Origin of the sequence: Streptomyces sp. NPDC001890, from assembly GCF_042891445.1 — a bacterium.
In the GTDB taxonomy this organism is placed as follows: Bacteria; Actinomycetota; Actinomycetes; order Streptomycetales; family Streptomycetaceae; genus Streptomyces.
Map to the genome: position 1 here is coordinate 618,101 of NZ_JBIATE010000002.1, position 23,091 is coordinate 641,191.

At 68.8% G+C, this 23,091-nt stretch carries 18 protein-coding genes; 10 read left to right on the forward strand and 8 right to left on the reverse strand.

All coding sequences use genetic code 11. The annotated features are described in order from the left end of the window. Positions 1–5 precede the first annotated feature (5 nt). The 4 genes from ACFYY1_RS08965 to ACFYY1_RS08980 form a co-directional block, all read right to left on the reverse strand. Positions 6–1,208, reverse strand: a complete 1,203-nt coding sequence (locus ACFYY1_RS08965) for a glycoside hydrolase family 1 protein (RefSeq protein WP_388582719.1) — start codon at positions 1,206–1,208, stop codon at positions 6–8. A 91-nt stretch (positions 1,209–1,299) separates the two neighbouring features. Further along, complete coding sequence (locus tag ACFYY1_RS08970; RefSeq protein ID WP_388582720.1) at positions 1,300–2,208, reverse strand: carbohydrate ABC transporter permease; 909 nt, start codon at positions 2,206–2,208, stop codon at positions 1,300–1,302. Next, positions 2,205–3,194: a carbohydrate ABC transporter permease gene (locus tag ACFYY1_RS08975; protein ID WP_388582722.1), complete on the reverse strand. Its 990-nt coding sequence runs from the start codon at positions 3,192–3,194 to the stop codon at positions 2,205–2,207. Before ACFYY1_RS08975 ends, ACFYY1_RS08970 begins: the two co-directional genes overlap by 4 nt. Before the next feature lie 25 nt (positions 3,195–3,219). After that, a complete protein-coding gene (locus ACFYY1_RS08980; RefSeq protein ID WP_388582724.1) occupies positions 3,220–4,467 on the reverse strand; it encodes a sugar ABC transporter substrate-binding protein in 1,248 nt (415 codons plus the stop codon). 265 nt (positions 4,468–4,732) lie between these two features. On the opposite strand from ACFYY1_RS08980, the gene ACFYY1_RS08985 reads away from it, so the two are divergent. Then, a complete protein-coding gene (locus tag ACFYY1_RS08985; protein ID WP_388582726.1) occupies positions 4,733–5,728 on the forward strand; it encodes an acetylxylan esterase in 996 nt (331 codons plus the stop codon). A 36-nt stretch (positions 5,729–5,764) separates the two neighbouring features. Here ACFYY1_RS08985 and ACFYY1_RS08990 read toward each other — a convergent pair whose 3' ends face one another. Next, the gene (locus ACFYY1_RS08990; RefSeq protein ID WP_388582727.1) at positions 5,765–6,820 is read right to left on the reverse strand and encodes a LacI family DNA-binding transcriptional regulator; all 1,056 of its coding nucleotides are present in this window, start codon (positions 6,818–6,820) and stop codon (positions 5,765–5,767) included. A 171-nt stretch (positions 6,821–6,991) separates the two neighbouring features. Here ACFYY1_RS08990 and ACFYY1_RS08995 point away from each other — a divergent pair, with 171 nt between their 5' ends. The 9 genes from ACFYY1_RS08995 (at position 6,992) to ACFYY1_RS09035 (ending at position 19,644) form a co-directional block, all read left to right on the forward strand. Continuing rightward, positions 6,992–7,471: a MarR family winged helix-turn-helix transcriptional regulator gene (locus tag ACFYY1_RS08995; RefSeq protein ID WP_388582729.1), complete on the forward strand. Its 480-nt coding sequence runs from the start codon at positions 6,992–6,994 to the stop codon at positions 7,469–7,471. Between the two features lie 97 nt (positions 7,472–7,568). Continuing rightward, positions 7,569–8,123, forward strand: coding sequence for an isochorismatase family protein (locus tag ACFYY1_RS09000; RefSeq protein WP_388582731.1), 555 nt, complete (start codon positions 7,569–7,571; stop codon positions 8,121–8,123). 270 nt (positions 8,124–8,393) lie between these two features. Next, a complete protein-coding gene (locus tag ACFYY1_RS09005; protein ID WP_388582733.1) occupies positions 8,394–10,805 on the forward strand; it encodes an ABC transporter substrate-binding protein in 2,412 nt (803 codons plus the stop codon). 566 nt (positions 10,806–11,371) lie between these two features. Further along, on the forward strand, positions 11,372–13,243 hold the full coding sequence (gene typA / locus ACFYY1_RS09010; RefSeq protein WP_376634201.1) for a translational GTPase TypA: 1,872 nt from the start codon (positions 11,372–11,374) through the stop codon (positions 13,241–13,243). 516 nt (positions 13,244–13,759) lie between these two features. Then, entirely contained in the window at positions 13,760–15,403 is a 1,644-nt protein-coding gene (locus tag ACFYY1_RS09015; RefSeq protein ID WP_388582736.1) for an ABC transporter substrate-binding protein, read from the forward strand. A gap of 151 nt (positions 15,404–15,554) precedes the next feature. After that, a complete protein-coding gene (locus tag ACFYY1_RS09020) occupies positions 15,555–16,481 on the forward strand; it encodes an ABC transporter permease (RefSeq protein ID WP_388582738.1) in 927 nt (308 codons plus the stop codon). Beyond that, on the forward strand, positions 16,474–17,427 hold the full coding sequence (locus ACFYY1_RS09025) for an ABC transporter permease (RefSeq protein WP_388582739.1): 954 nt from the start codon (positions 16,474–16,476) through the stop codon (positions 17,425–17,427). Before ACFYY1_RS09020 ends, ACFYY1_RS09025 begins: the two co-directional genes overlap by 8 nt. 14 nt (positions 17,428–17,441) lie before the next feature. Continuing rightward, complete coding sequence (locus ACFYY1_RS09030) at positions 17,442–18,500, forward strand: ABC transporter ATP-binding protein (protein WP_376425143.1); 1,059 nt, start codon at positions 17,442–17,444, stop codon at positions 18,498–18,500. Then, on the forward strand, positions 18,493–19,644 hold the full coding sequence (locus ACFYY1_RS09035; RefSeq protein WP_388582742.1) for an ABC transporter ATP-binding protein: 1,152 nt from the start codon (positions 18,493–18,495) through the stop codon (positions 19,642–19,644). Before ACFYY1_RS09030 ends, ACFYY1_RS09035 begins: the two co-directional genes overlap by 8 nt. 222 nt (positions 19,645–19,866) lie before the next feature. Here ACFYY1_RS09035 and ACFYY1_RS09040 read toward each other — a convergent pair whose 3' ends face one another. The 3 genes from ACFYY1_RS09040 to ACFYY1_RS09050 are packed head-to-tail and all read right to left on the reverse strand — an operon-like array spanning position 19,867 to position 23,054. Then, positions 19,867–20,952: an ABC transporter ATP-binding protein gene (locus tag ACFYY1_RS09040; protein WP_388582744.1), complete on the reverse strand. Its 1,086-nt coding sequence runs from the start codon at positions 20,950–20,952 to the stop codon at positions 19,867–19,869. 27 nt (positions 20,953–20,979) lie between these two features. After that, positions 20,980–22,017, reverse strand: coding sequence for an ABC transporter ATP-binding protein (locus ACFYY1_RS09045; protein ID WP_388582746.1), 1,038 nt, complete (start codon positions 22,015–22,017; stop codon positions 20,980–20,982). A 56-nt stretch (positions 22,018–22,073) separates the two neighbouring features. After that, positions 22,074–23,054: an ABC transporter permease gene (locus ACFYY1_RS09050; RefSeq protein WP_388582748.1), complete on the reverse strand. Its 981-nt coding sequence runs from the start codon at positions 23,052–23,054 to the stop codon at positions 22,074–22,076. Positions 23,055–23,091: the final 37 nt, after the last annotated feature.

The following is a 23,091-nucleotide window of genomic DNA, read 5'->3' on the forward strand; positions in this document are numbered from 1 at the left end:
CGGCGTCAGCCGGCGATGCGCGGCAGGGCGCGGGTGCGGCCCATCTCGCCCAGCCAGAGCGCGGACGGCTTGGGCAGCCGCTCGAAGGTCTCCGGGTCCCAGCCGATCAGGCCGAAGGTGGGCTTGTAGGAGCCCCACTCGTAGTTGTCGAGCGCGCTCCAGGCCAGGTAGCCCTGGATGTTCAGGCCGTCCTGGATCGCGGAGGCGACCTCGTTCAGGGCGCCGGTGTAGTAGTCGACGCGGCGGCTGTCGTCGTCGGTGGCAATGCCGTTCTCGGTGACGATCAGCGGGATGCCGTTGCCCAGGACCTCGGCGGTGTGGCGCAGCGCGTAGCCGACGGCGGACGGGTAGTACTCCCACTGCGTGAGGGTGCGCTCGGCGCCCTCGGCGGTGGGTATCGGGCCGTCGGTGCCGATCCTGGTCCGGGTGTAGGACTGCACACCGATCCAGTCGTCGCCGCGGGCGGCCTCGATGAAGACGTCCTCGCGGGGGTGCCGGTAGGCCGCGGTGACCTCCTCGGCGCCGGGCAGGGCCTGGTAGACCTGGTTGGCGATGGTCCAGCCGACCTGGATGTCCGGGTTGATCGCCCGGACCTCCTTGACGGCCGCGTGGTGCGCGGCGATGACGGCCTCGGTGGTCTCGTCGTCGGGGGTCGGCAGCCCGGCCGGCGGGAAGCTGTTGTCGCCCCGCTTGGCCTGGCCGGCCATGACGGCGATCATGTTCGGCTCGTTGATGGTGCAGACGTGGCCGACGCCCTCGGCGATCACCGGCGCGCAGGCCGCGACGTAACGCGCGAAGAGCTCGGTCGCGCCCTCGGCGGTCCAGCCGCCGCGCGCCTCGAACCACTGCGGCACGGTGAAGTGGTGCAGGGTGATCATCGGGCGCAGGCCGCGCTCGATGGCGCCCTCGACCATGCGGCGGTAGTGGGCGAGTTCGGCCCGGGAGAACCGGCCCTCGGCCGGCTCGATGCGCGCCCACTCGATGGAGAACCGGTAGTCGGTGAAGCCCAGACCGGCCAGCACGTCCATGTCCTCGTGCCAGCGGTGGTAGCTGTCGCAGGCGTCCAGGCTGGGCTCCTGGATGTGGGTGCCCGCGGCGTGCTCCTTGACCCACCAGTCGCTGTTGGTGTTGTTGCCCTCGATCTGGTGGGCGGCCGTGGAGGCGCCCCACAGGAAGTTTTCCGGGAACGGGACCTGGGTGTGCGTCATCGCAAACTGTCTCTCTGGTGATGAAGGGGTGTGGCCGACGGGGTGTGGGGCCGTGGCCTCGTACGTTTCGGTGGGGCTGCCGGGACCGGCCCTACTTCATGCCGGCCGTGGCGATGCCCTGGGTGAAGTGCCGCTGGAGCGCGATGAACAGGATCACGACGGGCAGGACGACCAGCAGGGAGCCGGCCATCAGCATGCCGTTGGAGCCGCCCGCCTTGTTGGGGTCGGTGGCGAAGGTGGCCAGGGCGACCGGCAGGGTGTACTTGTCGGGGTCGTTGGTCGCGATGAGCGGCCAGACGAAGTTGTTCCAGGAGCCCAGGAACGTGAAGATCGAGAGCGTCGCCAGTGCGGGCTTCACCAGCGGCATCACGATGCGCCAGAAGATGTACCACTCACCGGCGCCGTCCATCCGGGCCGCTTCCAGCAGCTCGTCCGGGATCGACTGCATGAACTGCCGCATCAGGAAGACCCCGAAGGCCCCGGCGGCGAACGGCAGCACCAGACCGGCGTACGAGTCGATCAGATGCAGCTTGCTCATCAGCACGAACAGCGGCAGCAGCATCAGGTTGCCGGGCACCATCAGGGCGCCGAGAACCAGGCCGAAGATCTTGTTGCGGCCGGCGAAGTTCAGCTTGGCCAGGGCGTACCCGAGCATCGAGCAGAACACCAGGTTCGAGACGGTGACCAGCACCGCCACGATCACCGAGTTCATGAAGTACAGCGGCAGATCCAGCTTGTCGAGCAGGTCCCGGAAGTTCTCCAGGGTCCACTCGGTCGGGATCCACACGGGCGGGCTGGCCGTCAGTTCCTGTGGTGTCTTGAAGGCCGAGAGGGCCATCCACAGGAACGGCGCCGACATGATCAGCAGGCCGATCGACAGCAGGACGTAGACGAGGACGCGCTTGGGGTTGCGGGCCTTCTTCACCCTGGACGGCGGCGTGTTGCCGGGCTGCTTCGACGGCGCCGTCGAGACGGCGCCCGGTGCACTGGTGGCGCTCATTTCGTGTTGTCCTTCAGCAGTCGGAGCTGGAGCACCGTGATGCCCATGATCACCACGAAGAGGACATACGCCATGGCGCTCGCATAGCCCATGTGGAAGAAGTTGAAGCCCTCGCGGTACATGTTCAGCGAGACCGTGAGCGTGGAGTCCGAGGGACCGCCCTGGGTCATCACGAACGGCTCCTCGAAGACGTTGAGGTAACCGATGGTCGTGATCACCGTGGCGTAGAGCAGCGTCGGCCGCAGCAGTGGCACGGTGATGCCCTTGAACTCCTGCCAGGCACCGGCGCCGTCCAGCCGCGCCGCCTCCCGCACCTCGGTGGGGATGGCCTGCAGACCGGCGATGAAGAGCACCATGACCGTGCCGAGGTTGCGCCAGACCGCCATCGCGATCATCGACGGCATGGCGAGCGTCTCGGAGCCCAGGAAGTCGGGCGAGGTGAGGCCCACTTCGGAGAAGAGCCCAGCGACGAGCCCGTCGCTCGGGTCGAGCACGAACCGCCAGACCACGGCGACCGCGACGATGGTGGTGACCACCGGGGCGTAGAAGCCGACGCGGAAGAAGGTCCGTGCCCGGTCGATGCCGTTGTTCAGCAGTACGGCGACGACCAGTCCGAGGAAGATCGTCAGCGGTACGCCGACCACCACGAAGTACGCCGTGTTGAACAGCGACTTGAGGAACTTCTCGTCGCTGAACAGGTTGACGTAGTTCTCGAAGCCGATGAAGTTCGCGTCCAGCGGGTGCGTGACATTGCGCAGCCCGAAGTCGGTGAAGCTCATCGCCAGCGTGGCGAGGATCGGGAACGCCATGAAGACGAGGAAGAGGACGAGGAAGGGGGTGGAGAACAGCCAGCCGGCCAGGTTCTGCACGCCCATCGACTTCTTGCCGCCCCGGCGACCTGCGGGCCCGGAGGCCGGGGACCCGGAGGCCCCCGGCCCGGCCTGCGCCTTGGCCGACTGCTCGGCCTTTGCGGTCATGGTGCGCATGACTCCTACTTCGTCCGGCCTTCGATTACTTCAGAAGGCCTTCGATTTGGGACTGGGCCGTCTTGAGCGCGTCCTCGGCGGACGCCTTGCCCTGGGTGACCTTGGCGATGGCCTGGTCGACCTTGTCGGTGATCTCCGTCCAGTTGGACAGCGACGGGGACGACTTGGCGGTGTCCATCTGCTTCTTGAACACCTGGAGGTTGGTGTCGTCGGCCAGGTCGCCGGAGGTCCAGGCGGAGGTGTTGGCCGGCAGGTCCTTGGTGCGCTTGTACCAGTCGGCCTGGCCCTTGGTGTCCGTCAGGTACTTGATGAACTCGGTGGCAGCGGCCTTGTGCTCGCTGTCCTTGGAGATCACCAGGGAGGAGCCGCCGGCCATGGAGGCGGAGGTCTTGTCGGCGGGCACGTTGGCCACCGCCCACTTGCCCTTGATCTGCGGCTGGCCCTCGTTCAGCAGGGTGACGTGCCAGGGGCCGCCGAAGAACATCGGGACGCGGCCGTTGCCGAAGTCCTTCACGACGTCGTAGCCGGGCTGCACGGACTTGTTCGAGAGCCCCTTGTCGAAGTACGAGCCGTACTCCTTGAGCGCCTTGACGGCCTCGGGGCTGTCGATGACGGCCTCGCCCTTGTCGTTGACGATCTCGCCGCCGGCCGAGTACAGGAAGGAGTAGAAGTTCTGCACCGTGTCCAGGCCGCTGGGCTGGATGGACAGGCCCCACTTGGTCCCGGCCTTCTTCTGGTAGGCCGAGGCGAGGTCCTGCATCTCCTTCCAGTTGCTCGGAGCCTTGGTGACGCCGGCCTTCTCGGCCAGGTCGGTGCGGTAGTAGAGCACGCGGGTGTCGACGTACCACGGCACGCCGTACGCCTGGCCGTCCACCTCGCCCTGCTCCCAGCCGGACTGGAAGAAGTCCTTCTCGTCGAAGGTCTTGGTGTCGACCGGCTCCAGCACACCGAGCTCGGCGAACTCGCCCATGTAGCTGCCGCCCATCTGCGCCACGTCCGGCAGGGTGCCGGCGGCGGCCGCGGAGACCAGCTTCTGGTGGGCGACGTCCCAGCCGACCGGGGTCACCTTGACGGTGATGTTCGGGTTGGCCTTCTCGTAGACCTTGGCCACATCCGCGAGCTTCTCGCCCTCGGCCCCCATGGCCCAGACGGTGAGCGTCTGCTTCTTGTCCGCGGCGACGTCGTCGCCGGAGCTGCCGCAAGCGGTCAGGCCGAACGTGAGCGCGCCGGCGACAGCGATACCGATCGAGGCGTTTCTGGCGGTGCGGGGCATGGAGGGCTCCTCCTTGAGCAATCCTGATGTATGCGCTGCCTGTAAGCGCATACATCACTCTGCGGCAGACATTCGGGAATCCGCAAGAGGGTGCTAGGTCACACTCGTGCAACGTGCTGGACATCTGAATGTTCAACTTGCACGGTAAGTATGCCAATTGCGAAAATGGGGGTGATGTGACCGATTTCGCTACGGGGCAGGCTCGGCTGCCCGGATAGTGATCAAGGACTGTGCCGCCGGGGCCGGGCCCGTTACGGTCGTGGTCATGGCTTCGTTCGCACATGACTTCCCCTTCGATCCGGCACACGGCCAGACGCTCCAGGACCTCCTGCGCGTCCCCGCTCCCGCCGCCCCGGACGATTTCGACGCCTTCTGGCGCGACCGGTACCAGGAGGCCCGCAAGGTCGCCACGGAGCCGGAGCTCGGTCCTGTGGAGGAGGAGCGCGACGGGGTACGGATCCACGGCGTGACATTCACCTCGGTGGGCGGGGTGCGGATCGGTGGCTGGGTGGCGCTGCCGGCCGAGGGGGCCGCGGAGCACGGATTCGTGATCGGACACGGCTACGGCGGCCGTGACCGGCCGGGCCCCGACGTGCCGCTGCCGCTGCCCCGGGCCGCGGCGATCCTGCCGTGCGTACGGGGCATGGCGACGCGCGGTGAGCACCCGGGGATCCCGGGCGTGTCCAGCGCGCACGTGCTGCACGGCATCGCCTCGCGCGACACATACGTCATCGGCGACTGCGTGGCGGACCTGTGGTGCGCGGCGTCGGCGCTGCACGAGCTGGTGCCGGAGCTGGCGCCGGGGGAGGGCGGCTCCGGCCTCGGCTACCTCGGGGAGAGCTTCGGCGGCGGGCTGGGCGCGCTCGCGCTGCCCTGGGACGACCGGTTCGCGGCCGGGCAGCTGACGGTGCCGACCTTCGGCAACCACCCCTTGCGGCTCACCCTGCAGTGCACCGGCAGCGGCGAGTCGGTGCGGGCCCACCACCGGGAGCACCCCGAGGTCACCGAGGTGCTGCGGTACTTCGACGCGGCCACGGCCGCGACGCGGCTGGAGCTGCCCACGCTGGTGGCCGCGGCGCTCTTCGACCCCTCGGTGCCGCCGCCGGGGCAGTTCGCCGTGCACAACGCGCTGGCCGGCGAGCACGAGCTGCACGTGCTGGACGCGGGGCACTTCGAGTACGAGGGCACGGCGGCCGAGGCTGCGGAGCTCAGGGCGGCCCGGCAGCGGTTCTTCGGGGAGTGGCTGGGCGGGACCCGGTAGCCGGTACGAGGGCCGGCCCGTCCGGGCCGGCCTTCGTCAGCCGCAGCCGCAGCTGGCGCGGCGGATCAGCGACACCGGGAGCATCAGCGACACCGGCTCGCTGCCGCTGTTGCCCAGTCGCTGGACCAGCAACTCGACCGCCTGCTCGCCGAGTTGACGGATCGGCTGGCGTACGGTCGTCAGCGGCGGCCGGACGATCCGGCTCAGCGGAATCCCGTCGAAGCCGGTCACCGCGATGTCCTCGGGCACCCGCACCCCGCGCCGCTCCAGCGCCCGCAGCGCGCCCACCGCCATCTGGTCGTTGGCGAAGAGCACCCCTTGCGGCCGTTCGCCCGGCCGGTCGAGCAGCGCCTCCGCCGCCCGCGCGCCCTCGGCCTGCGTCATCATCTCGGCCCGCAGATCGGGCTCGTCCGGCACCGGCAGCCCGGCGTCGCGGCACGCCTGCCGGAAGCCGAGGAACCGCGCCTCGGCGTCGGGCGACTCGGCCTCGCCGCCGACGAAGGCGAGCCTGCGCAGCCCGTGGTCCTCGATCAGGTGGCGGGCCAGTTCGCGCTCGCCGTCGGCGTTCGCGACGACGATGTGGTCGAGATGGTCGATCTCGCGGGGGCCGGCGATCATCACCACCGGAAGCCGGCGCGATATCACTTCCAGGTCCTCGGTCGGCACGGTCTGTGCCAGCACGGCGAAACCGTCGACCCGCCCCGCGACCTTCGCGACGAGGCTCTCCGGCCCGCCCTCCAGCGAGGCGGCGATCAGCAGCGCGTAACCGTGCCGCCGCGCCGCCCGCTCCATGCCGCGGATGATCTGGTCGGAGTAGAGCATCACCGCGTCGTCGGCGTCGTTGTCCGCCTCCGCGTCGGCCTCGGCGTCCGGGTCGGCGTAGTCGGGGAAGCAGAGGCCCAGCACCCCGGTGGTCCGGCTGGCCAGGCCGCGGGCGTTCCCGCTGGGTACGTAACCGAGCTGGCGGGCGGCTTCGAGGACCCGCTCACGGGTCTGGGCGCGTACCGAATCGGGGGTGCGGTAGACCCGCGAGACCGTGGCAATGGAGACGCCCGACCGCTCGGCGACGTCGTACACCGTGGGGGCGCTCACTCGACCGACCGTCCGCTTCTTGTTCCGTACCGAAGCACCTGCTGTTGCATGTACCGACCCTCTTCTGAAAGCGCATTCACCCTAGATCGCGGGCCGTGCGGCGGGCAAGACCGTCAAGAAGAATGACAGGCAACCTTGCAAGGTTGCCTGCGTATTGTTTAGGTTGAGGGCATGCCGGAACCGACTGGAACCACCCCCGCCGGGCGTCGCGCCGCCCCGTCCACCGAGCCGGACGCCCAGCAGCTGGCGACAGAGCTCACCGCCGTGGTCGGCCGGTTGGTGCGGCGGCTGCGCAGTATGTCCACGGGAGATCGGCTCACGCCGACGCAGCGTTCGGTGCTCGCCAGGCTGGACCTCGACGGGCCGGCCACCACGGCCGCGCTGGCCCGCGCGGAGTACGTGCGTCCGCAGTCCATGCGGCTGACTCTCGGCGCGCTGGAGAGCCAGGGGCTCGTCGAGCGGGCCCCCGATCCGGCGGACGGCCGCAAGTCGGTGATGTCGCTCACGGAGTCCGGGGCCACGACGCTCGCCGAGGTCCGGGCCGCCAAGCACGACTGGCTCGCCAGGGCCATGGAGGCCGAACTCGACGGCGTCGAGCGCCGCACCGTGGCCGAGGCCGTCGAGCTGATCGGCCGGCTGACCGGGCACTGACGGCCGGCGCCGGCCGCGACCGGCACGCCCGCCCCCGCACCCCCACCCGTGCCCATCGGAACCGAACCGTCCGCCCACACCACCCAGGAGCGCCACCATGACCGCCACCACCCTGGACCCGAGGACCGCCCTGGTCGTCGTCGATCTTCAGAAGGGCATCCTCGGCCTGGACACCGCCCACCCCGCCGCCGACGTCGTCGCCAACTCCGCCGCCCTCGCCGACGCCTTCCGGGCCAAGGGCCTCCCGGTCGTCCTGGTCCACGTCGTCGACGGTGCCCCCGGCCGCAACGAGGCCCCCATGGCGTCAGGCGGACAGCTGCCCACCGACTGGGCTGACATCGTGCCCGAGCTCGGCCCGCACGAGGGCGACATCGTGGTGACCAAGCGCACCTGGGGCGCCTTCCACGGCACCGACCTCGACCTCCGGCTGCGCCGGGCAGGCGTCACCCAGCTCGTCCTCACCGGCATCGCGACCAGCATCGGCGTCGAATCCACCGCCCGCGCGGCCCACGAGCACGGCTACCACGTCACGATCGCCACGGACGCGGTCACCGACCTGGACGCCGACGCCCACCGCAACAGCGTCGGAAGGATCTTCCCGCGCCTGGGCGAGACGGACACGACGGAGGCGATCATCGAGCTGCTCGGCTGATCACCGCGACCGGTCGGTCCCCCGATTCCCCCGGGGCCGGCCGGTTTCTTGTTTCCCGGGGCCGGCCGGCCCCGTGCGGCGCGGCAGCCGGGGCACTCCGCCGCACGGGTGAGGTTTCGGGCCTGCACGCCGTGTCTGCGCCGCCTCCCGCGCGAGGGCGCTTTCAGTGGGTGGACGTTATCGGTGTGATCAACTGCATATGCCACCAGAAACGCACAATCCGGCACACCCGCGGATGGGTGGGTCGGGCCGGCCCCGGAGGTATCAGCCATGTCCCACGTCGGCGTCCCGCGGGGGACGGCACGAAAGCGCCGCTCCCTCGCGCTCCTCACGACCGGTGTGCTGACGCTCCCCGTGCTGGCCGGCTGCAGTTCCGGCGACAGCGGCGCGAGCGGTACGACGGCCCCCCAGGACATCGCGGTCGCCGCCCGAAACCTGGTCGCCGAGGGCGGGACGGTCAACTGGGCCGTCGACGCCCTGCCCACCACCCTCAACGCCTTCCAGGCGGATGCCGACAGCACCACCACCCGGATCACCGGCGCGCTGCTGCCGACGCTCTTCCCGCTCGACGCCCAGGGCAGGCCGCGGCTGAACCCGGACTATCTGGAGTCCGCGAAGGTGGTCGAGAGCGAGCCCAGGCAGGTGGTGCTCTACCGGCTCAATCAGCAGGCGGTGTGGAGCGACGGCCGGGAGATCGGGGCCGCCGACTTCGTCGCCCAGTGGCGGGCGCTGAGCGGCAAGGACACGGCGTTCTGGACCGCCCGCAACGCCGGGTACGAACGCATCGAGAAGATCGAGCGGGGCGCCGACGACCTGGAGGTACGGGTCACCTTCGCCAAGCCGTACGCGGACTGGCGCTCGCTGTTCTCCCCGCTCTACCCGAAGGAGGTGACCGGCTCCCCGGACGCCTTCAACGACGGGGCCCGGACCACCCTCAAGGCCACCTCGGGGCCGTTCCGGCTGCGCGGTGTGGACAAGAAGACCGGCGAGGTCACACTGGTCCGCAACCCGCGCTGGTGGGGGAGCCCGGCCAAGCTCGACTCGCTGGTCTTCCGGGCCGTGGCCCCGCAGAACCGGACCGAGGCCCTGATCGCGGGCAAGGTCGACGTGGCCGACATCGACGCGGCGGCGGCCCACCGGATCGCGCAGGCGGCCGGTGGCAAGGGGGCCGACGGGAAGCCACTCGCCCAGGGGCCCGGCGCCCAGGGGCCCGGCGTCCAGGAGGGCCCGGCCGCGGCCCTGCGCTCCTGGGCCGTCGTGCACGGCTCGGACGCCAAGGCGGCGGCCGCCGCACTGGCCGCCAGGGAGAAGAACCGGGCCGCCGCCGAGGCGTACGCCACCGAGCAGTCCGGGCTGCGCGCCTATGCGGTGCGCAAGTCGCTGGAGCCCGCCTACACCCAGCTCGCGCTGAACGGTGAGTCCGGGCCGCTCGCCGACGACCGGGTGCGGCGGGCGGTGGCCCGCGCGCTGAACCGCCAGGAGCTCGTCGACACCGTGCTGGGGCCGCTCGGCCTGCCCGCGCAGCCGCTCGGCAGCCACCTGGCGCTGGCCGGGCAGCCGGCGTACAAGGACAGCAGCGGCGCACTCGGCGGCCACGACACCGAGGAGGCACAGGCGCTGCTGGCCGACGCGGGCTGGACGCCGGAGGGCGCGGTCAAGAAGTCGGACGGCACCAAGGCGGGCAGCGAGGCGGGGAAGAAGGAGGCCGGGAAGAAGGACGCGGAGAAGAAGGACGCAGAGAAGAAGGACGCAGAAAGGAAGGAAGCGGAGAAGAAGGGGACGAAGGCGGGCGCCGCGGACGGCAAGACCGGCGACGGCGCCGGCGAGCGCGAGCCCGGTGCCGACGACGGCCTCTACATCGTCGGCGACGACAACAAGCCCGGCGACAGCGGCCCGGCGGGCGCCGCCACCCACGTACTCGCGCCCGCTCCCACCGCCGCGTTCCACAGCTCCGCGCTGCTGCGCCAGGCCGGCTACCTCTCCGGGTCCGGCACCTCCGAGGACGTCCCCTCCAGGGTCGCCGCCCAGGACAAGCGGCCGGGCGGCGCCGCCGGCGCGTACGCCCCCGCGGGCACCGCGGCCCCCGCCCAGGTGCCCGACGGGCGCCGCGGCCCGCTCGGCAAGGACGGCAAGCCGCTCACGCTGCGCTTCGTCCTGCCGTCCGGTCCCGGGTCGGAGCCGCTGCGCAGCGTCGGGGACAAGATCTCGGCGATGCTCGAAGCCGTCGGTATCCGTACGGAGATCACCAAGGTTCCCGACGAGAACTACTTCAAGGACCACGTCGCCTCCGGCGCGTACGACCTGGCCCTGTACTCCTGGCCCGCGACCGCCTACCCGGCCACCGACGACCGCCCGATCTTCGCCAAGCCGGTGCCCGCCACCGACGGCTCGCTGCTGGTCGAGCAGAACTACACCCGGGTCGGCACCGACCACATCGACCAGCTCTTCGACCGGGCGCTCTCGGAGCTGGACGAAGACACCGCCCAGGACCTGATGAAGCAGGCCGACGCCCGGATCTGGGCCGCCGCCGGATCGATTCCGCTCTACCAGCGCCCGCAGCTGGTGGCGACGGACAGGAAACTGGCGAACGTCGGCGCCTTCGGCTTCGGGGCGCCCCACTACCAGGACATCGGTTTCAAGAAGCCGCAGGCCGCCGGAGCCCCGGCGAACAAGAAGAAGTAGCAGGTCAGAAGAGGGCACGAAGCTCAGAACTGGCTCAAATCCCTTGCCCGCCGGCCTGCCCGGCGGGCAAGGTCGTCGCTACCCGTTGACCCGGGTGGCCGCTCGATCCCCCCACCTCTGAGACCCCCCACCCCGGAGCCCCTACTCCGGCCTCTCGGAGATTCCGCTTCGGAGCCCCACCTCCGAAGCCGCGCAGGTCCCGCGTCCGCCTCCGTCGTCTCCGCCTCCGCCGTCCCCGCCCGCGGGACCGTGGTCGTGACCACCCGGTGAAATCCTCCGGAAGACCCGGCCGCGGAGACGCGAACGCGAGGCGGACGCGGGCCTTCGCCCCCGCAAGGACCGTCCCCTGACGTGCGCGTTCCCACGCGGTGCGTCCGCCGTCCACAGCTGCCCGGCGGACCGGGTTCCGGCCTGTTCCGGGGCCGGTGGCACTCGCCCGGGAAGCCGCGGCGGCGCCAGCCCCGTACCATTGGACGAGCCGTGGCGTGTCCGCCCGGCGGGCGTACGAGGACTTGAGACCGACTTAGACGCCTGATCCCACGATCCGAGAGAAGCGCAAGCCACCCATGCCCACGCGCCACGACATCCGTAACGTAGCCATCGTCGCCCACGTCGACCACGGCAAGACCACGCTGGTCGACGCCATGCTCAGGCAGGCCGGCGCCTTCGCCGCGCACGCCGCCGAGAACCTCGACGAACGCATGATGGACTCGAACGACCTGGAGCGTGAGAAGGGCATCACGATCCTCGCCAAGAACACGGCGGTGAAGTATCACCCCAAGGACGGCGGGGACCCGATCACGATCAACATCATCGACACCCCCGGCCACGCCGACTTCGGCGGCGAGGTCGAGCGCGGCCTGTCGATGGTCGACGCGGTCGTGCTGCTGGTCGACGCCTCCGAGGGCCCGCTCCCGCAGACCCGCTTCGTGCTGCGCAAGGCGCTCTCCGCGAAGATGCCGGTCATCCTCTGCATCAACAAGACCGACCGTCCGGACTCCCGGATCGCCGAGGTCGTCGACGAGACGTACGACCTGTTCCTGGACCTGGACGCGGACGAGGACCAGATCGAGTTCCCGATCGTCTACGCCTGCGCCCGTGACGGCGTCGCCTCGCTGACCAAGCCGGAGGACGGCACCGTCCCGGCGGACAGCGACAACCTGGAGCCGTTCTTCTCCACGATCCTGGCGCACGTCCCGGCCCCGGAGTACGACGAGGACGCCCCCCTCCAGGCCCACGTCACCAACCTGGACGCCGACAACTTCCTCGGCCGTATCGCGCTCTGCCGCGTCGAGCAGGGCGAGCTGCGCAAGGGCCAGACCGTCACCTGGATCAAGCGCGACGGCACGATGTCCAACGTCCGCATCACCGAGCTCCTGATGACCGAGGCGCTCACCCGCAAGCCGGCCGAGGTGGCGGGCCCCGGTGACATCTGCGCCATCGCCGGTATCCCGGACATCATGATCGGCGAGACCCTGGCCGACCCCGAGAACCCGATCGCGCTGCCGCTGATCACGGTCGACGAGCCGGCCATCTCGATGACCATCGGTACCAACACCTCGCCGCTGGTCGGCAAGGGCGGCAAGGGCCACAAGGTCACCGCCCGCCAGGTGAAGGACCGCCTGGACCGCGAGCTGATCGGTAACGTCTCGCTCCGCGTCCTGGACACCGAGCGCCCCGACGCCTGGGAGGTCCAGGGCCGCGGTGAGCTCGCGCTGGCCATCCTCGTCGAGCAGATGCGCCGTGAGGGCTTCGAGCTCACGGTCGGCAAGCCGGAGGTCGTCACCAAGCAGATCGACGGCAAGACGCACGAGCCGATCGAGCGCATGACGATCGACTCCCCCGAGGAGCACCTCGGCGCGATCACCCAGCTGATGGCGACCCGCAAGGGCCGCATGGAGACGATGACGAACCACGGTTCGGGCTGGGTCCGCATGGAGTGGATCGTTCCGTCCCGCGGCCTCATCGGCTTCCGTACGGAGTTCCTGACGCAGACCCGCGGCACGGGCATCGCGCACTCCATCTTCGAGGGCCACGAGCCGTGGTTCGGCGAGCTGCGCACCCGTCACAACGGCTCGCTGGTCGCCGACCGCGCGGGCTCCGTGACGCCGTTCGCCATGGTCAACCTCCAGGAGCGCGGTGTCATCTTCACCGAGGCCGGCACCGAGGTCTACGAGGGCATGATCATCGGCGAGAACTCCCGCGCCGACGACATGGACGTGAACATCACCAAGGAGAAGAAGCTCACCAACATGCGTGCGGCTTCCGCCGACACCACGGAGAACGTGGTGCCGGCCCGCAAGCTCTCGCTGGAGCAGTCCCTGGAGTTCTGCCGCGAGGACGAGTGCATCGAGGTGACCCCGGAGACGGTCCGTATCCGCAAGGTCGTCCTCGACCAGAAGGAGCGCGGCCGCGCCGCGTCGCGCGCCAAGCGCTGATCCGACACCGGCGCCGGGCGCGCCGGTGAGTACAACGGGGCCCGGCCTTCCGTCAGTTGACGGGGGCCGGGCCCTGTTGTGCGATGGCCCGACGGGGCGTCCTGGCGTATCCGTGTGCATCAGCAACCAGCCGGAAGCGGAAAGATACTTTCGGGTAGGCCCATCACGCCGTTGTCCAGTGGTTTTCCTCGGCCATCCGTCCGCATATCGATCGTCGCTCTCCGAAAGCTGCGTTAACGGTCCGTTTCGAGCGTGTCTGTCTGGGATCCCTTTGTCCGGATTTCGGTCATTCGCGATTCCTTGATGTTGTCAAAACGAGACCCCTTAAGTGTGGTTTACAGCCCGGACGTACTTAATAGTTGGCTCCGTTGAGCTCGGGTCAATGGGTCACGCACTGTGGGGAGTGCCGACTCACGAGCACACTAGGGGCACTGAAACGATCACCGTCAGGGGTGTCGGTGTATCAACTCCAGTGCCCTTCTTGTAGTCAAAAGTGGACTCATGAGGAGGAAACCCATGCGTGGTGCCAAGAGCGCCAAGTGGGTCGCGGGAGCGGCCATCATCGCCCTGGCCGCGACCGCCTGTGGTGGTAGCGACAGCGGTAGCGACGACAGCATGAGCTCGGGCAAGGCGGACCCGAACGGGATCCTGACCGCCCAGCTGAGCGAGCCGCAGAACCCGCTCCAGCCGGCGAACGCCAAGGAGAGCCAGGGCAGCCGTGTCCTGCGCACGATCTTCTCCGGCCTGGTCGACTACGAGCCCGGCACCGGCAAGCTCGAGTACATCAACGCCGAGTCCGTGACGCCCAACGCGGACTCGTCCGTGTGGACCGTCAAGCTCAAGCCGGGCTGGAAGTTCCACGACGGCACCACGGTCACCTCCAAGTCCTTCGTGGACTCCTGGAACTGGTCGGCCAACGTCAAGAACAACCAGACCAACTCCAGCTGGTTCCAGGACATCAAGGGCTACGAGGACGTCCACCCCGAGAAGGGTGCTCCGAAGGCCGACAAGATGTCCGGTCTGAAGATCGTCGACGAAAACACCTTCACGATCAGCCTGACCGGCTCGGTCTCGTACTTCGCGTACAAGCTCGGCTACGACGTCTGGGCGCCGCTGCCCGAGTCCTTCTTCAAGGACCCGGCCGCCGCCGGCCAGAAGCCGATCGGCAACGGCCCCTACAAGTTCGTCTCGTGGGACCACAAGAAGCTGATCAAGGTCCGGAAGTTCGACGACTACCAGGGCCCGAACAAGGCCAAGAACGGTGGCATCGACTTCAAGAACTACACCACCGCCGACGCCGCCTACTCGGACCTGCGGTCGAACAACCTCGACTGGATCGAGGCCATTCCGGTCACCTCGCTGACCAGCTACAAGCAGGACCTCGGCGACCGTGCCATCGACGCCGAGTACTCCGCGGTGCAGTCGATCGTCCCGGCGTTCTACACCAAGCAGTTCAAGGACATCGACCCCAAGGTCATCCAGGGTCTGTCCATGGCCATCGACCGTGACACGATCACCAAGACCGTGCTGCACGGCACCCGTACCCCGGCCGACTCGTTCGTCGCCCGCGGTGTGCTCGGCTACAAGGCCGGCGCCCTCGGTGACGTCACGAAGTACGACCCCGCCCAGGCGAAGAAGCTCATCGAGGAGGGTGGCGGCGTCCCGGGCAACAAGATCTCGATCCAGTTCAACGCCGACCAGTCCCACAAGCCGTGGGTCGACGCGGTCTGCAACAGCATCCGCAAGGCCGTCAACGTCGAGTGCGTCGGTGACTCCAAGCCGGACTTCCAGGCGGACCTGAACGCCCGCGACAACAAGCAGGTCAAGTCCATGTACCGCGGTGGCTGGGTGCTCGACTACCCGGTCAACTCGAACTTCATGCGCGACCTGTACGGCACCACCGCCGCCGGTAACACCTCGGGCTACTCCAACAAGGAGTTCGACGAGCTCGCGGCGAAGGCCGACAAGGCGAAGACGCTCGACGAGACCGTCAAGATGTACCAGGACGCCGAGCAGCTCCTGAAGAACGACATGCCGGCCATCCCGCTGTGGTTCTACAAGAACAACTCGGGCCAGTCGGTCAACGTCTTCGGCAAGATTCCTTACGGCCAGGACGGTGACCCGATCTTCACCGACGTCCAGGTGAAGGCCAAGAAGTAATCATCGGGATCCGAAGGCCGGTTTCGCCGTCCCTCTTCGGGGGCGGCGGAACCGGCCCGTAGGCGTAGGCCCCTGGGCTCTCCCCCCACACCCCCGCGGCGGAGAAGACTGTGACAAGGCCATCGCCGACCCCTCACGGCATGGAGGCATGATGGGGCGTTACGTCGCAAGGCGACTGCTCCAGATGATCCCGGTATTCATCGGGACCACTCTGATTATTTTCCTCATGGTCCACATCCTTCCCGGTGACCCAATCCGGGCGATGTGGGGAGACAAGGCGGCAGACCCCGCACAGGTCGCGTCGCTGCGCCATGAGTTCGGACTCGACCAGCCCCTGTGGAAGCAGTACGTCGACTACATGGGCAATCTCTTCCAGGGCGACTTCGGCAGGACCTTCGGTGGCCGCGAAGTCATCGACGAGATGTCCGAATCCTTCCCGGTGACACTGCGGCTGACCGCCGTGGCGATGCTCATCGAGATCATCGTCGGCATCGGGCTCGGCGCCTGGGCGGGTCTGCGGGCCGGCAAGGCCGCCGACACCGGCGTCCTGATCTTCACCCTGATCGTCATCTCGATCCCGGTGTTCGTGCTCGGCTTCCTCGCCCGCTTCGTCCTCGCGGACCAGCTCGGCTGGGTGGCACCGAACGTCCAGGACTCCACGGACTACGCTCAGTTGTTCCTGCCGGGCTTCGTGCTCGCCATGCTCTCCATGGCGTACGTGGCACGGCTGACCCGCACCACCTTCGCGGAGAACCTGCGCGCCGACTACATGCGTACCGCCATGGCCAAGGGCCTGCCGCGACGCCGCATCGTCGGTGTCCACCTGCTGCGCAACTCGCTGATCCCGGTCGTCACCTTCCTCGGTACGGACGTCGGCGGCTTCATCGGCGGCGCGGTCGTGACCGAGGGCATCTTCAACGTCCAGGGTGTCGGAAACCTGCTCTTCAAGGCGCTGCAGCAGCGCGAGGGCTCGACGATCGTCGGCGTCGTCACGGTCTTCGTCCTCGTCATCCTTGTGATCAACCTGCTCGTCGACCTGCTGTACGCGGTCCTGGACCCGAGGATCCGGTATGCCTGACGTCACCGAGACCAAGACCGAAGCGGCGGTGGACGCGGCTGCCGCGCCCGCGGCCGCGGACGGCAAGGGCAAGACCCAGGACAAGCCGCGCAGCCTCTGGGGCGACGCCTGGTTCGACCTGCGCCACCGCCCGATGTTCTGGATCTCCTCGATCCTGCTGCTCATCCTGCTGATCGTCGCCGCGTTCCCCGGGCTGTTCACCGGCGCGGACCCGCGCGACGGCGACCTGACCAACCACTTCCTGACCAAGCCGGAGCTGGGGCACTTCTTCCAGCCCGACTGGTTCGGTTACGACGGTCAGGGACGCTCGATCTACGCGCGTGTCATCTACGGCACCCGCGCCTCGATCCTGGTCGGCGTCGGCGTCACCGCCGCGGTCACCGTGGTCGGCGGCCTGCTGGGCATGCTCGCCGGTTACTTCGGCGGCTGGCTCGACTCGATCATCTCCCGGGTCACCGACATCTTCTTCGGCATCCCCTTCCTGCTCGGTGCGATGGTCGTCCTGAACGCCTTCACCGACCGCAAGGTGTACGTGGTGATCCTGGCCCTGGCCTTCCTGGGCTGGACCTCGATCTGCCGTGTCATGCGTGCCTCGGTGATCACCGCGAAGCAGGCGGACTACGTGACGGCGGCGCGCGCACTCGGCGCCGGCACCTCGCGGATCCTCTTCCGGCACGTCCTTCCCAACGCGCTCGCCCCGACCATCGTCGTGGCCACCATCGCGCTCGGCGGGTACATCTCGGCCGAGGCGACGCTCTCGTTCCTCGGGCTCGGGCTCGCGGACCCGACGATCTCGTGGGGCATCGACATCGCGGAGGGCAGCCAGGCCATCCGCGACAACCCGCACGCGCTGCTGTTCCCGGCAGGAATGCTCAGCCTCACGGTCTTCGCGTTCATCATGCTCGGCGACGCGGTCCGCGACGCCCTCGACCCGAAGCTGCGCTGAGGAGGGCGTACGACGTGACCATCATGGACAAGACAGCAGACATCCCGGCGCCCCGCTCCGGCGGGCCGGACGACGCCCGACTCCTTGAAGTGCGCGACCTGCACGTGGAGTTCCACACGCGTGACGGCGTCGCCAAGGCAGTCAACGGTGTGAACTACAGCGTCGACTCGGGCGAGACCCTGGCCGTGCTCGGTGAGTCCGGTTCCGGCAAGTCCGTGACCGCTCAGGCGATCATGGGCATTCTCGACATGCCGCCCGGCAAGATCCCGCAGGGCCAGATCCTGTACCGCGGCCAGGACATGCTCACCATGAGCTACGAGGAGCGGCGGAAGATCCGTGGCCAGAAGATCGCGATGATCTTCCAGGACGCGCTCTCCTCGCTCAACCCCGTGCTCTCGGTCGGCTACCAGCTCGGCGAGATGTTCCGGGTCCACCAGGGACTCTCCAAGAAGCAGGCCAAGCTCAAGGCCATCGAGCTGATGGAGCGGGTCAAGATCCCCGCCGCCAAGCAGCGGGTCAGCGACTACCCGCACCAGTTCTCCGGCGGTATGCGCCAGCGCATCATGATCGCCATGGCACTGGCGCTGGAGCCGGACCTGATCATCGCCGATGAGCCGACCACCGCGCTCGACGTGACGGTCCAGGCCCAGGTCATGGACCTGCTCAAGGAGCTCCAGACGGAGTTCAACATGGGCCTGATCCTGATCACCCACGACCTCGGCGTGGTCGCCGACGTCGCGGACAAGATCGCGGTCATGTACGCGGGCCGGATCGTCGAGACGGCACCGGTGCACGAGCTGTACAAGCGGCCCGCGCACCCGTACACCCGCGGCCTGCTCGACTCGATCCCGCGGCTCGACCAGAAGGGCCAGGAGCTCTACGCGATCAAGGGCCTGCCGCCCAACCTGCTCAAGATCCCGTCCGGCTGCGCCTTCAACCCCCGCTGCCCCAAGGCGGAGGACATCTGCCGCACGGAGATCCCGGCCCTGGTGCCGGTCTCCGAGCAGGACGGCAGCGAGCTGCCCGGACGCGGCAGCGCCTGCCACTTCTGGAAGGAGACGATCCATGGCTGAGCTCGACAAGACGGACGGTTCCATGGACGCCACCCCGAACGTCACCGAGGTCAAGGCGGTCGGCGCCGTCGACGAGTCGGCGGCGGTCGCGGCCATCGAAGCCCCGGTGGAGCGCGGTGAGCCGATTCTCCAGGTGCGCAATCTGGTCAAGCACTTCCCGCTGAGCCAGGGCATCCTGTTCAAGCGCCAGGTCGGTGCGGTCAAGGCCGTGGACGGGGTCTCCTTCGACCTCTACCAGGGCGAGACGCTCGGCATCGTCGGCGAGTCGGGCTGTGGCAAGTCCACGGTCGCCAAGCTGCTGATGATGCTGGAGACGGCCACTGCGGGCCAGGTCTTCTACAAGGGCCAGGACATCACCAAGCTGTCCGGCCGCGCGCTGAAGGCGGTCCGCCGGAACATTCAGATGGTGTTCCAGGACCCGTACACCTCGCTGAACCCGCGCATGACGGTCGGCGACATCATCGGCGAGCCCTTCGACATCCACCCCGAGGTGGCCCCGAAGGGCAGTCGGCGGGCCAAGGTCCAGGAGCTGCTGGACGTCGTCGGCCTCAACCCGGAGTACATCAACCGCTACCCGCACCAGTTCTCCGGCGGCCAGCGCCAGCGCATCGGCATCGCCCGCGGCCTCGCGCTCAACCCGGAGATCATCGTCTGCGACGAGCCGGTCTCCGCGCTCGACGTGTCGGTGCAGGCGCAGGTCATCAACCTGATGGAGAAGCTCCAGGACGAGTTCAACCTCTCCTACCTCTTCATCGCGCACGACCTGTCGATCGTCCGGCACATCTCGGACCGGGTCGGTGTGATGTACCTCGGCAAGATGGCCGAGATCGGTACGGACACGGAGATCTACGACCACCCGACGCACCCCTACACCCAGGCGCTGCTGTCGGCGGTCCCGGTCCCTGACCCCGAGGCCCGCGAGCGCGGCGAGCGGATCATCCTGACCGGCGACGTCCCGTCGCCGGCGAACCCGCCGTCGGGCTGCAGCTTCCGTACGCGGTGCTGGAAGGCCCAGGACAAGTGCTCCACGGAGGTGCCGCTGCTGGCCGTCCCCGAGCGCTTCCAGGGCTCGGACACCCTCGCGGCGCACGACTCGGCGTGCCACTTCGCCGAGGAGAAGGACGTCGTCGGCGCGGCCTCGTAGGACGGCCCGAAGCGGCTCAGCAGTACAGCCGGAATGACGCGAAAGCGCCCGGAACCCTTGTCGGTTCCGGGCGCTTCGTGTCGTGCCCGGCAGGGGCCATTGAGACGCCCGGAACCAGTCGGTTCCGGGCGTCCTTTCCCGTGTACCCGGCAACCGGGCTCGCCGGTTGCTCGGGTCAATGGGCGCCGACGTGCTCGGTTCTCCGGTCAGGGGCGAGGAGGGTCAGTCCTCGGCCTCGGGGTCCTTGCCCTTCTCCTTGGTGAACGCCACCGCGGCCCCGTCACGGGCCTTCGGGACGGCCGACACGGTCCGGGTGTCCTCCGGGTAGTGGCAGGCCGTCAGATGGCCTTCCCGGCTGCCCTCCACCCGTACCAGCGGCGGGGCCTCGCTCGCGCACTTGTCCGTCGCCTTCCAGCAGCGCGTGCGGAAGCGGCAGCCCGACGGCGGGTTGACCGGGGAGGGCACGTCGCCGGTGAGCAGGATGCGTTCGCGGGACGGGGTGTCGTCGGCGCTCGCCTCGGGCACGGCCGACAGCAGTGCCCTGGTGTACGGGTGGCGCGGGTTGCCGTACAGGTCCTCGCGGTCGGCGATCTCCACGATCCGGCCGAGGTACATGACCGCCACGCGCTGCGAGAAGTGGCGCACGATGGCCAGGTCGTGGGCGATGAACAGGAACGCGATGCCGAGATCCTTCTGCAGCTTCTGCAGCAGGTTCACCACCTGGGCCTGGATCGACACGTCCAGCGCCGAGACCGGCTCGTCGGCCACGATCAGCTTCGGCTCCATGGCGAGCGCGCGGGCCACCCCGATGCGCTGGCGCTGGCCGCCGGAGAACTCGTGCGGGAAGCGGTTGTAGTGCTCCGGGTTGAGCCCGACGGTCTCCAGCAGCTCCCGGGCGCGAGCTTCGCGGCCGCCCGCCGGGTCGATGCCGTTGATCTCCATCGGCGCGGTGATGATCTTGCCTACGGTCTGTCGCGGGTTCAGCGAGGCGTACGGGTCCTGGAAGATCATCTGGATCTCGGAGCGGACCGGGGCCAGTTGCTTGCGCGAGGCGTGGGTGATGTCCTGCCCGCGGTAGGAGATCCGGCCGGCCGTCGGCTCCAGCAGCCGGGTGATCAGCCGGCCCGTGGTCGACTTGCCGCAGCCGGACTCGCCGACCAGGCCCAGGCTCTCGCCCTCGGCGACGCTGAAGTCCAGCCCGTCGACGGCCTGGACCGCACCCACCGTCCGCCGGATCGGGAAGCCCGCCTTGATCGGGAAGTGCTTGGTGAGTCCGGAGACGTCCAGGAGAGGATCTTTGCTGCTCATTGGTGGGGAAGTCCCGTCTCTTGTACGTCAGTTGGGCCGAGTGCCGGCGAAGTCCGCGAAGAACTCGGCGCGCTGCTCCGCGGTGAGGTGGCAGGCGGCGCCGCGCCCGGCGGTGAGTTCCAGCGGCGGCTGGTCGGTGGCGCAGCGCTTGCCGCCGACCTGCTCGGTGAACGTGCACCGGGGGTGGAAGCGGCAGCCGGTCGGCGGGTTGAGAAGGCTCGGCGGGGAGCCGGGGATCGGCGACAGCGGTACGTCGACGGGCCCTTCGAGGCTCGGCATGGAGCCCAGCAGGCCCCAGGTGTACGGGTGCTGGGGCGCCCGCAGCACCTCCTTCTTCGTACCGCGCTCGACACAGCGCCCGCCGTACATCACCAGCACGTCGTCCGCGATGTCGGCGATGACACCGAGGTCGTGGGTGATGAAGATGATCGAGGTGCCGGTCTCCTGCTGGAGGTCCTTGAGCAGGTCCATGATCTGGGCCTGCACGGTGACGTCCAGCGCGGTGGTCGGCTCGTCCGCGATCAGCAGTTGCGGGTCGCAGACCAGCGCCATGGCGATCATGGCGCGCTGGCGCATGCCGCCGGAGAACTGGTGCGGGTAGTCGTCCACCCGCATGTCGGGCTGCGGGATGCCCACCTTGGTGAGCATCTCCACGGCCCGTGCCCTGGCCTCCCGCTTGGAGGCCCCGGTGTGCTTGCGGTACGCCTCGCCGATCTGCCTGCCGACGGTGTGGTACGGCGAGAGCGAGGCCAGGGCGTCCTGGAAGATCATGGCCATCTTGTTGCCGCGCAGCCGTTCCAGCTGCCGTTCCGAGGCGGCGAGCAGATCCTGCCCGTCGAGGAGGATCTCGCCGTCGATCTCGGTGTGGTCGGGGTGGTGCAGCCCCAGGATCGTCAGGTTGGTGACGGACTTGCCGGAGCCGGACTCACCGACGATGCCGAGGGTCTTGCCCTTCTCCACGTCGAAGGAGAGGCCGTCGACGGCCTTGACGACGCCGTCCTCGGTCGAGAAGTGGACGTGCAGATCCCTGACGGAGAGGAGTGGCTGCTGATCGGTGCTCGTCACGGGGACGCTCCAGGAGGATGTTGCGGGAGAAGAGGTGGGCCGGAACGGGGGTGCGGTCAGGCGAGCCGGATCCGTGGGTCGATGAGGCCGTACACGGTGTCCACGACGATATTGGCGAGGACGATCGCGCCCGCCGCGACGATGGTGACGCCGAGCAGCATGGGCAGGTCGCTGGTGTCGACGGCGTGGAGGGAGAGCTGACCGAGGCCCTGGAGGCTGAAGGTCCTCTCGGTGATGATGGCGCCGCCGATCAGCGTTCCCAGGTCGATGCCGAAGATCGTGACGATCGGACCCATGGCCCCGCGCCAGGCGAAGCGGAAGAAGACCGAGCTGCGGGACAGCCCCTTGGCACGCGCGGTGCGGACGTAGTCCTCACTGAGCTGTTCCACCAGCTGGGAGCGGGTCATACGGGTGTAGTTGGCGGTGAAGATGATCGACAGCACCAGCCAGGGCAGCAGCAGGCCGCCGGCCCACTTGCCGGGGTTCTCGGTGAACGGTGTGTACGAGGGCTGTTCGAGCAGGCCCATCTGCTGCACCAGGAGGAACATCGCGATGTAGCCGATGAAGTAGATCTGCAGCGAGGAGCCGAGCAGCGAGGCGGAGCTGGCGATCTTGTCGAGCGCCTTGCCCTGCTTGACCGCGGCGAGCATGCCCGCGCCGACACCGAGGAGAAGGAAGAAGAAGGCCGCGCCCAGCGAGAGCGAGAGCGTCAGCGGCAGCCGGTCCATGATCGTGCCGAACACCGGCTGGCGGTTGGTGAACGAGTAGCCGAGGCAGGGCGCCGGGCAGTGGCCGTAGTTGCCGTAGTCGCGCCCGACGAAGATGCCCGACAGCCAGTTCCAGTACTGGACGGGCATGGGGTCGGCGATACCCAGGTTCTGCTTGATCTGCGTGAGGAGCTCGGGTGTGCAGACCTTGCCGCAGGCCAGGCGTGCGGGGTCACGGGGGATCGCGTAGAAGAGATAGAAGGTGATGGCGCTGATGATCAACAGAATGACGAGAGCGCCGGTCACGCGGCGGAGAAGAAATCGAAACATGGGGTCGTGACTTTCCGGGTGCGGCGCCGTCGCCGAG

Bases quoted from the DNA above. Each gene is read 5' to 3' on its own strand.
- ACFYY1_RS08965 (WP_388582719.1), bottom strand. From the start codon at position 1,208: ATGACGCACACCCAGGTCCCGTTCCCGGAAAACTTCCTGTGGGGCGCC.
- ACFYY1_RS08970 (WP_388582720.1), bottom strand. From the start codon at position 2,208: ATGAGCGCCACCAGTGCACCGGGCGCCGTCTCGACGGCGCCGTCGAAG.
- ACFYY1_RS08975 (WP_388582722.1), bottom strand. From the start codon at position 3,194: ATGCGCACCATGACCGCAAAGGCCGAGCAGTCGGCCAAGGCGCAGGCC.
- ACFYY1_RS08980 (WP_388582724.1), bottom strand. From the start codon at position 4,467: ATGCCCCGCACCGCCAGAAACGCCTCGATCGGTATCGCTGTCGCCGGC.
- ACFYY1_RS08985 (WP_388582726.1), top strand. From the start codon at position 4,733: ATGGCTTCGTTCGCACATGACTTCCCCTTCGATCCGGCACACGGCCAG.
- ACFYY1_RS08995 (WP_388582729.1), top strand. From the start codon at position 6,992: ATGCCGGAACCGACTGGAACCACCCCCGCCGGGCGTCGCGCCGCCCCG.
- ACFYY1_RS09000 (WP_388582731.1), top strand. From the start codon at position 7,569: ATGACCGCCACCACCCTGGACCCGAGGACCGCCCTGGTCGTCGTCGAT.
- ACFYY1_RS09005 (WP_388582733.1), top strand. From the start codon at position 8,394: ATGTCCCACGTCGGCGTCCCGCGGGGGACGGCACGAAAGCGCCGCTCC.
- typA (WP_376634201.1), top strand. From the start codon at position 11,372: ATGCCCACGCGCCACGACATCCGTAACGTAGCCATCGTCGCCCACGTC.
- ACFYY1_RS09015 (WP_388582736.1), top strand. From the start codon at position 13,760: ATGCGTGGTGCCAAGAGCGCCAAGTGGGTCGCGGGAGCGGCCATCATC.
- ACFYY1_RS09020 (WP_388582738.1), top strand. From the start codon at position 15,555: ATGGGGCGTTACGTCGCAAGGCGACTGCTCCAGATGATCCCGGTATTC.
- ACFYY1_RS09025 (WP_388582739.1), top strand. From the start codon at position 16,474: ATGCCTGACGTCACCGAGACCAAGACCGAAGCGGCGGTGGACGCGGCT.
- ACFYY1_RS09035 (WP_388582742.1), top strand. From the start codon at position 18,493: ATGGCTGAGCTCGACAAGACGGACGGTTCCATGGACGCCACCCCGAAC.
- ACFYY1_RS09040 (WP_388582744.1), bottom strand. From the start codon at position 20,952: ATGAGCAGCAAAGATCCTCTCCTGGACGTCTCCGGACTCACCAAGCAC.
- ACFYY1_RS09050 (WP_388582748.1), bottom strand. From the start codon at position 23,054: ATGTTTCGATTTCTTCTCCGCCGCGTGACCGGCGCTCTCGTCATTCTG.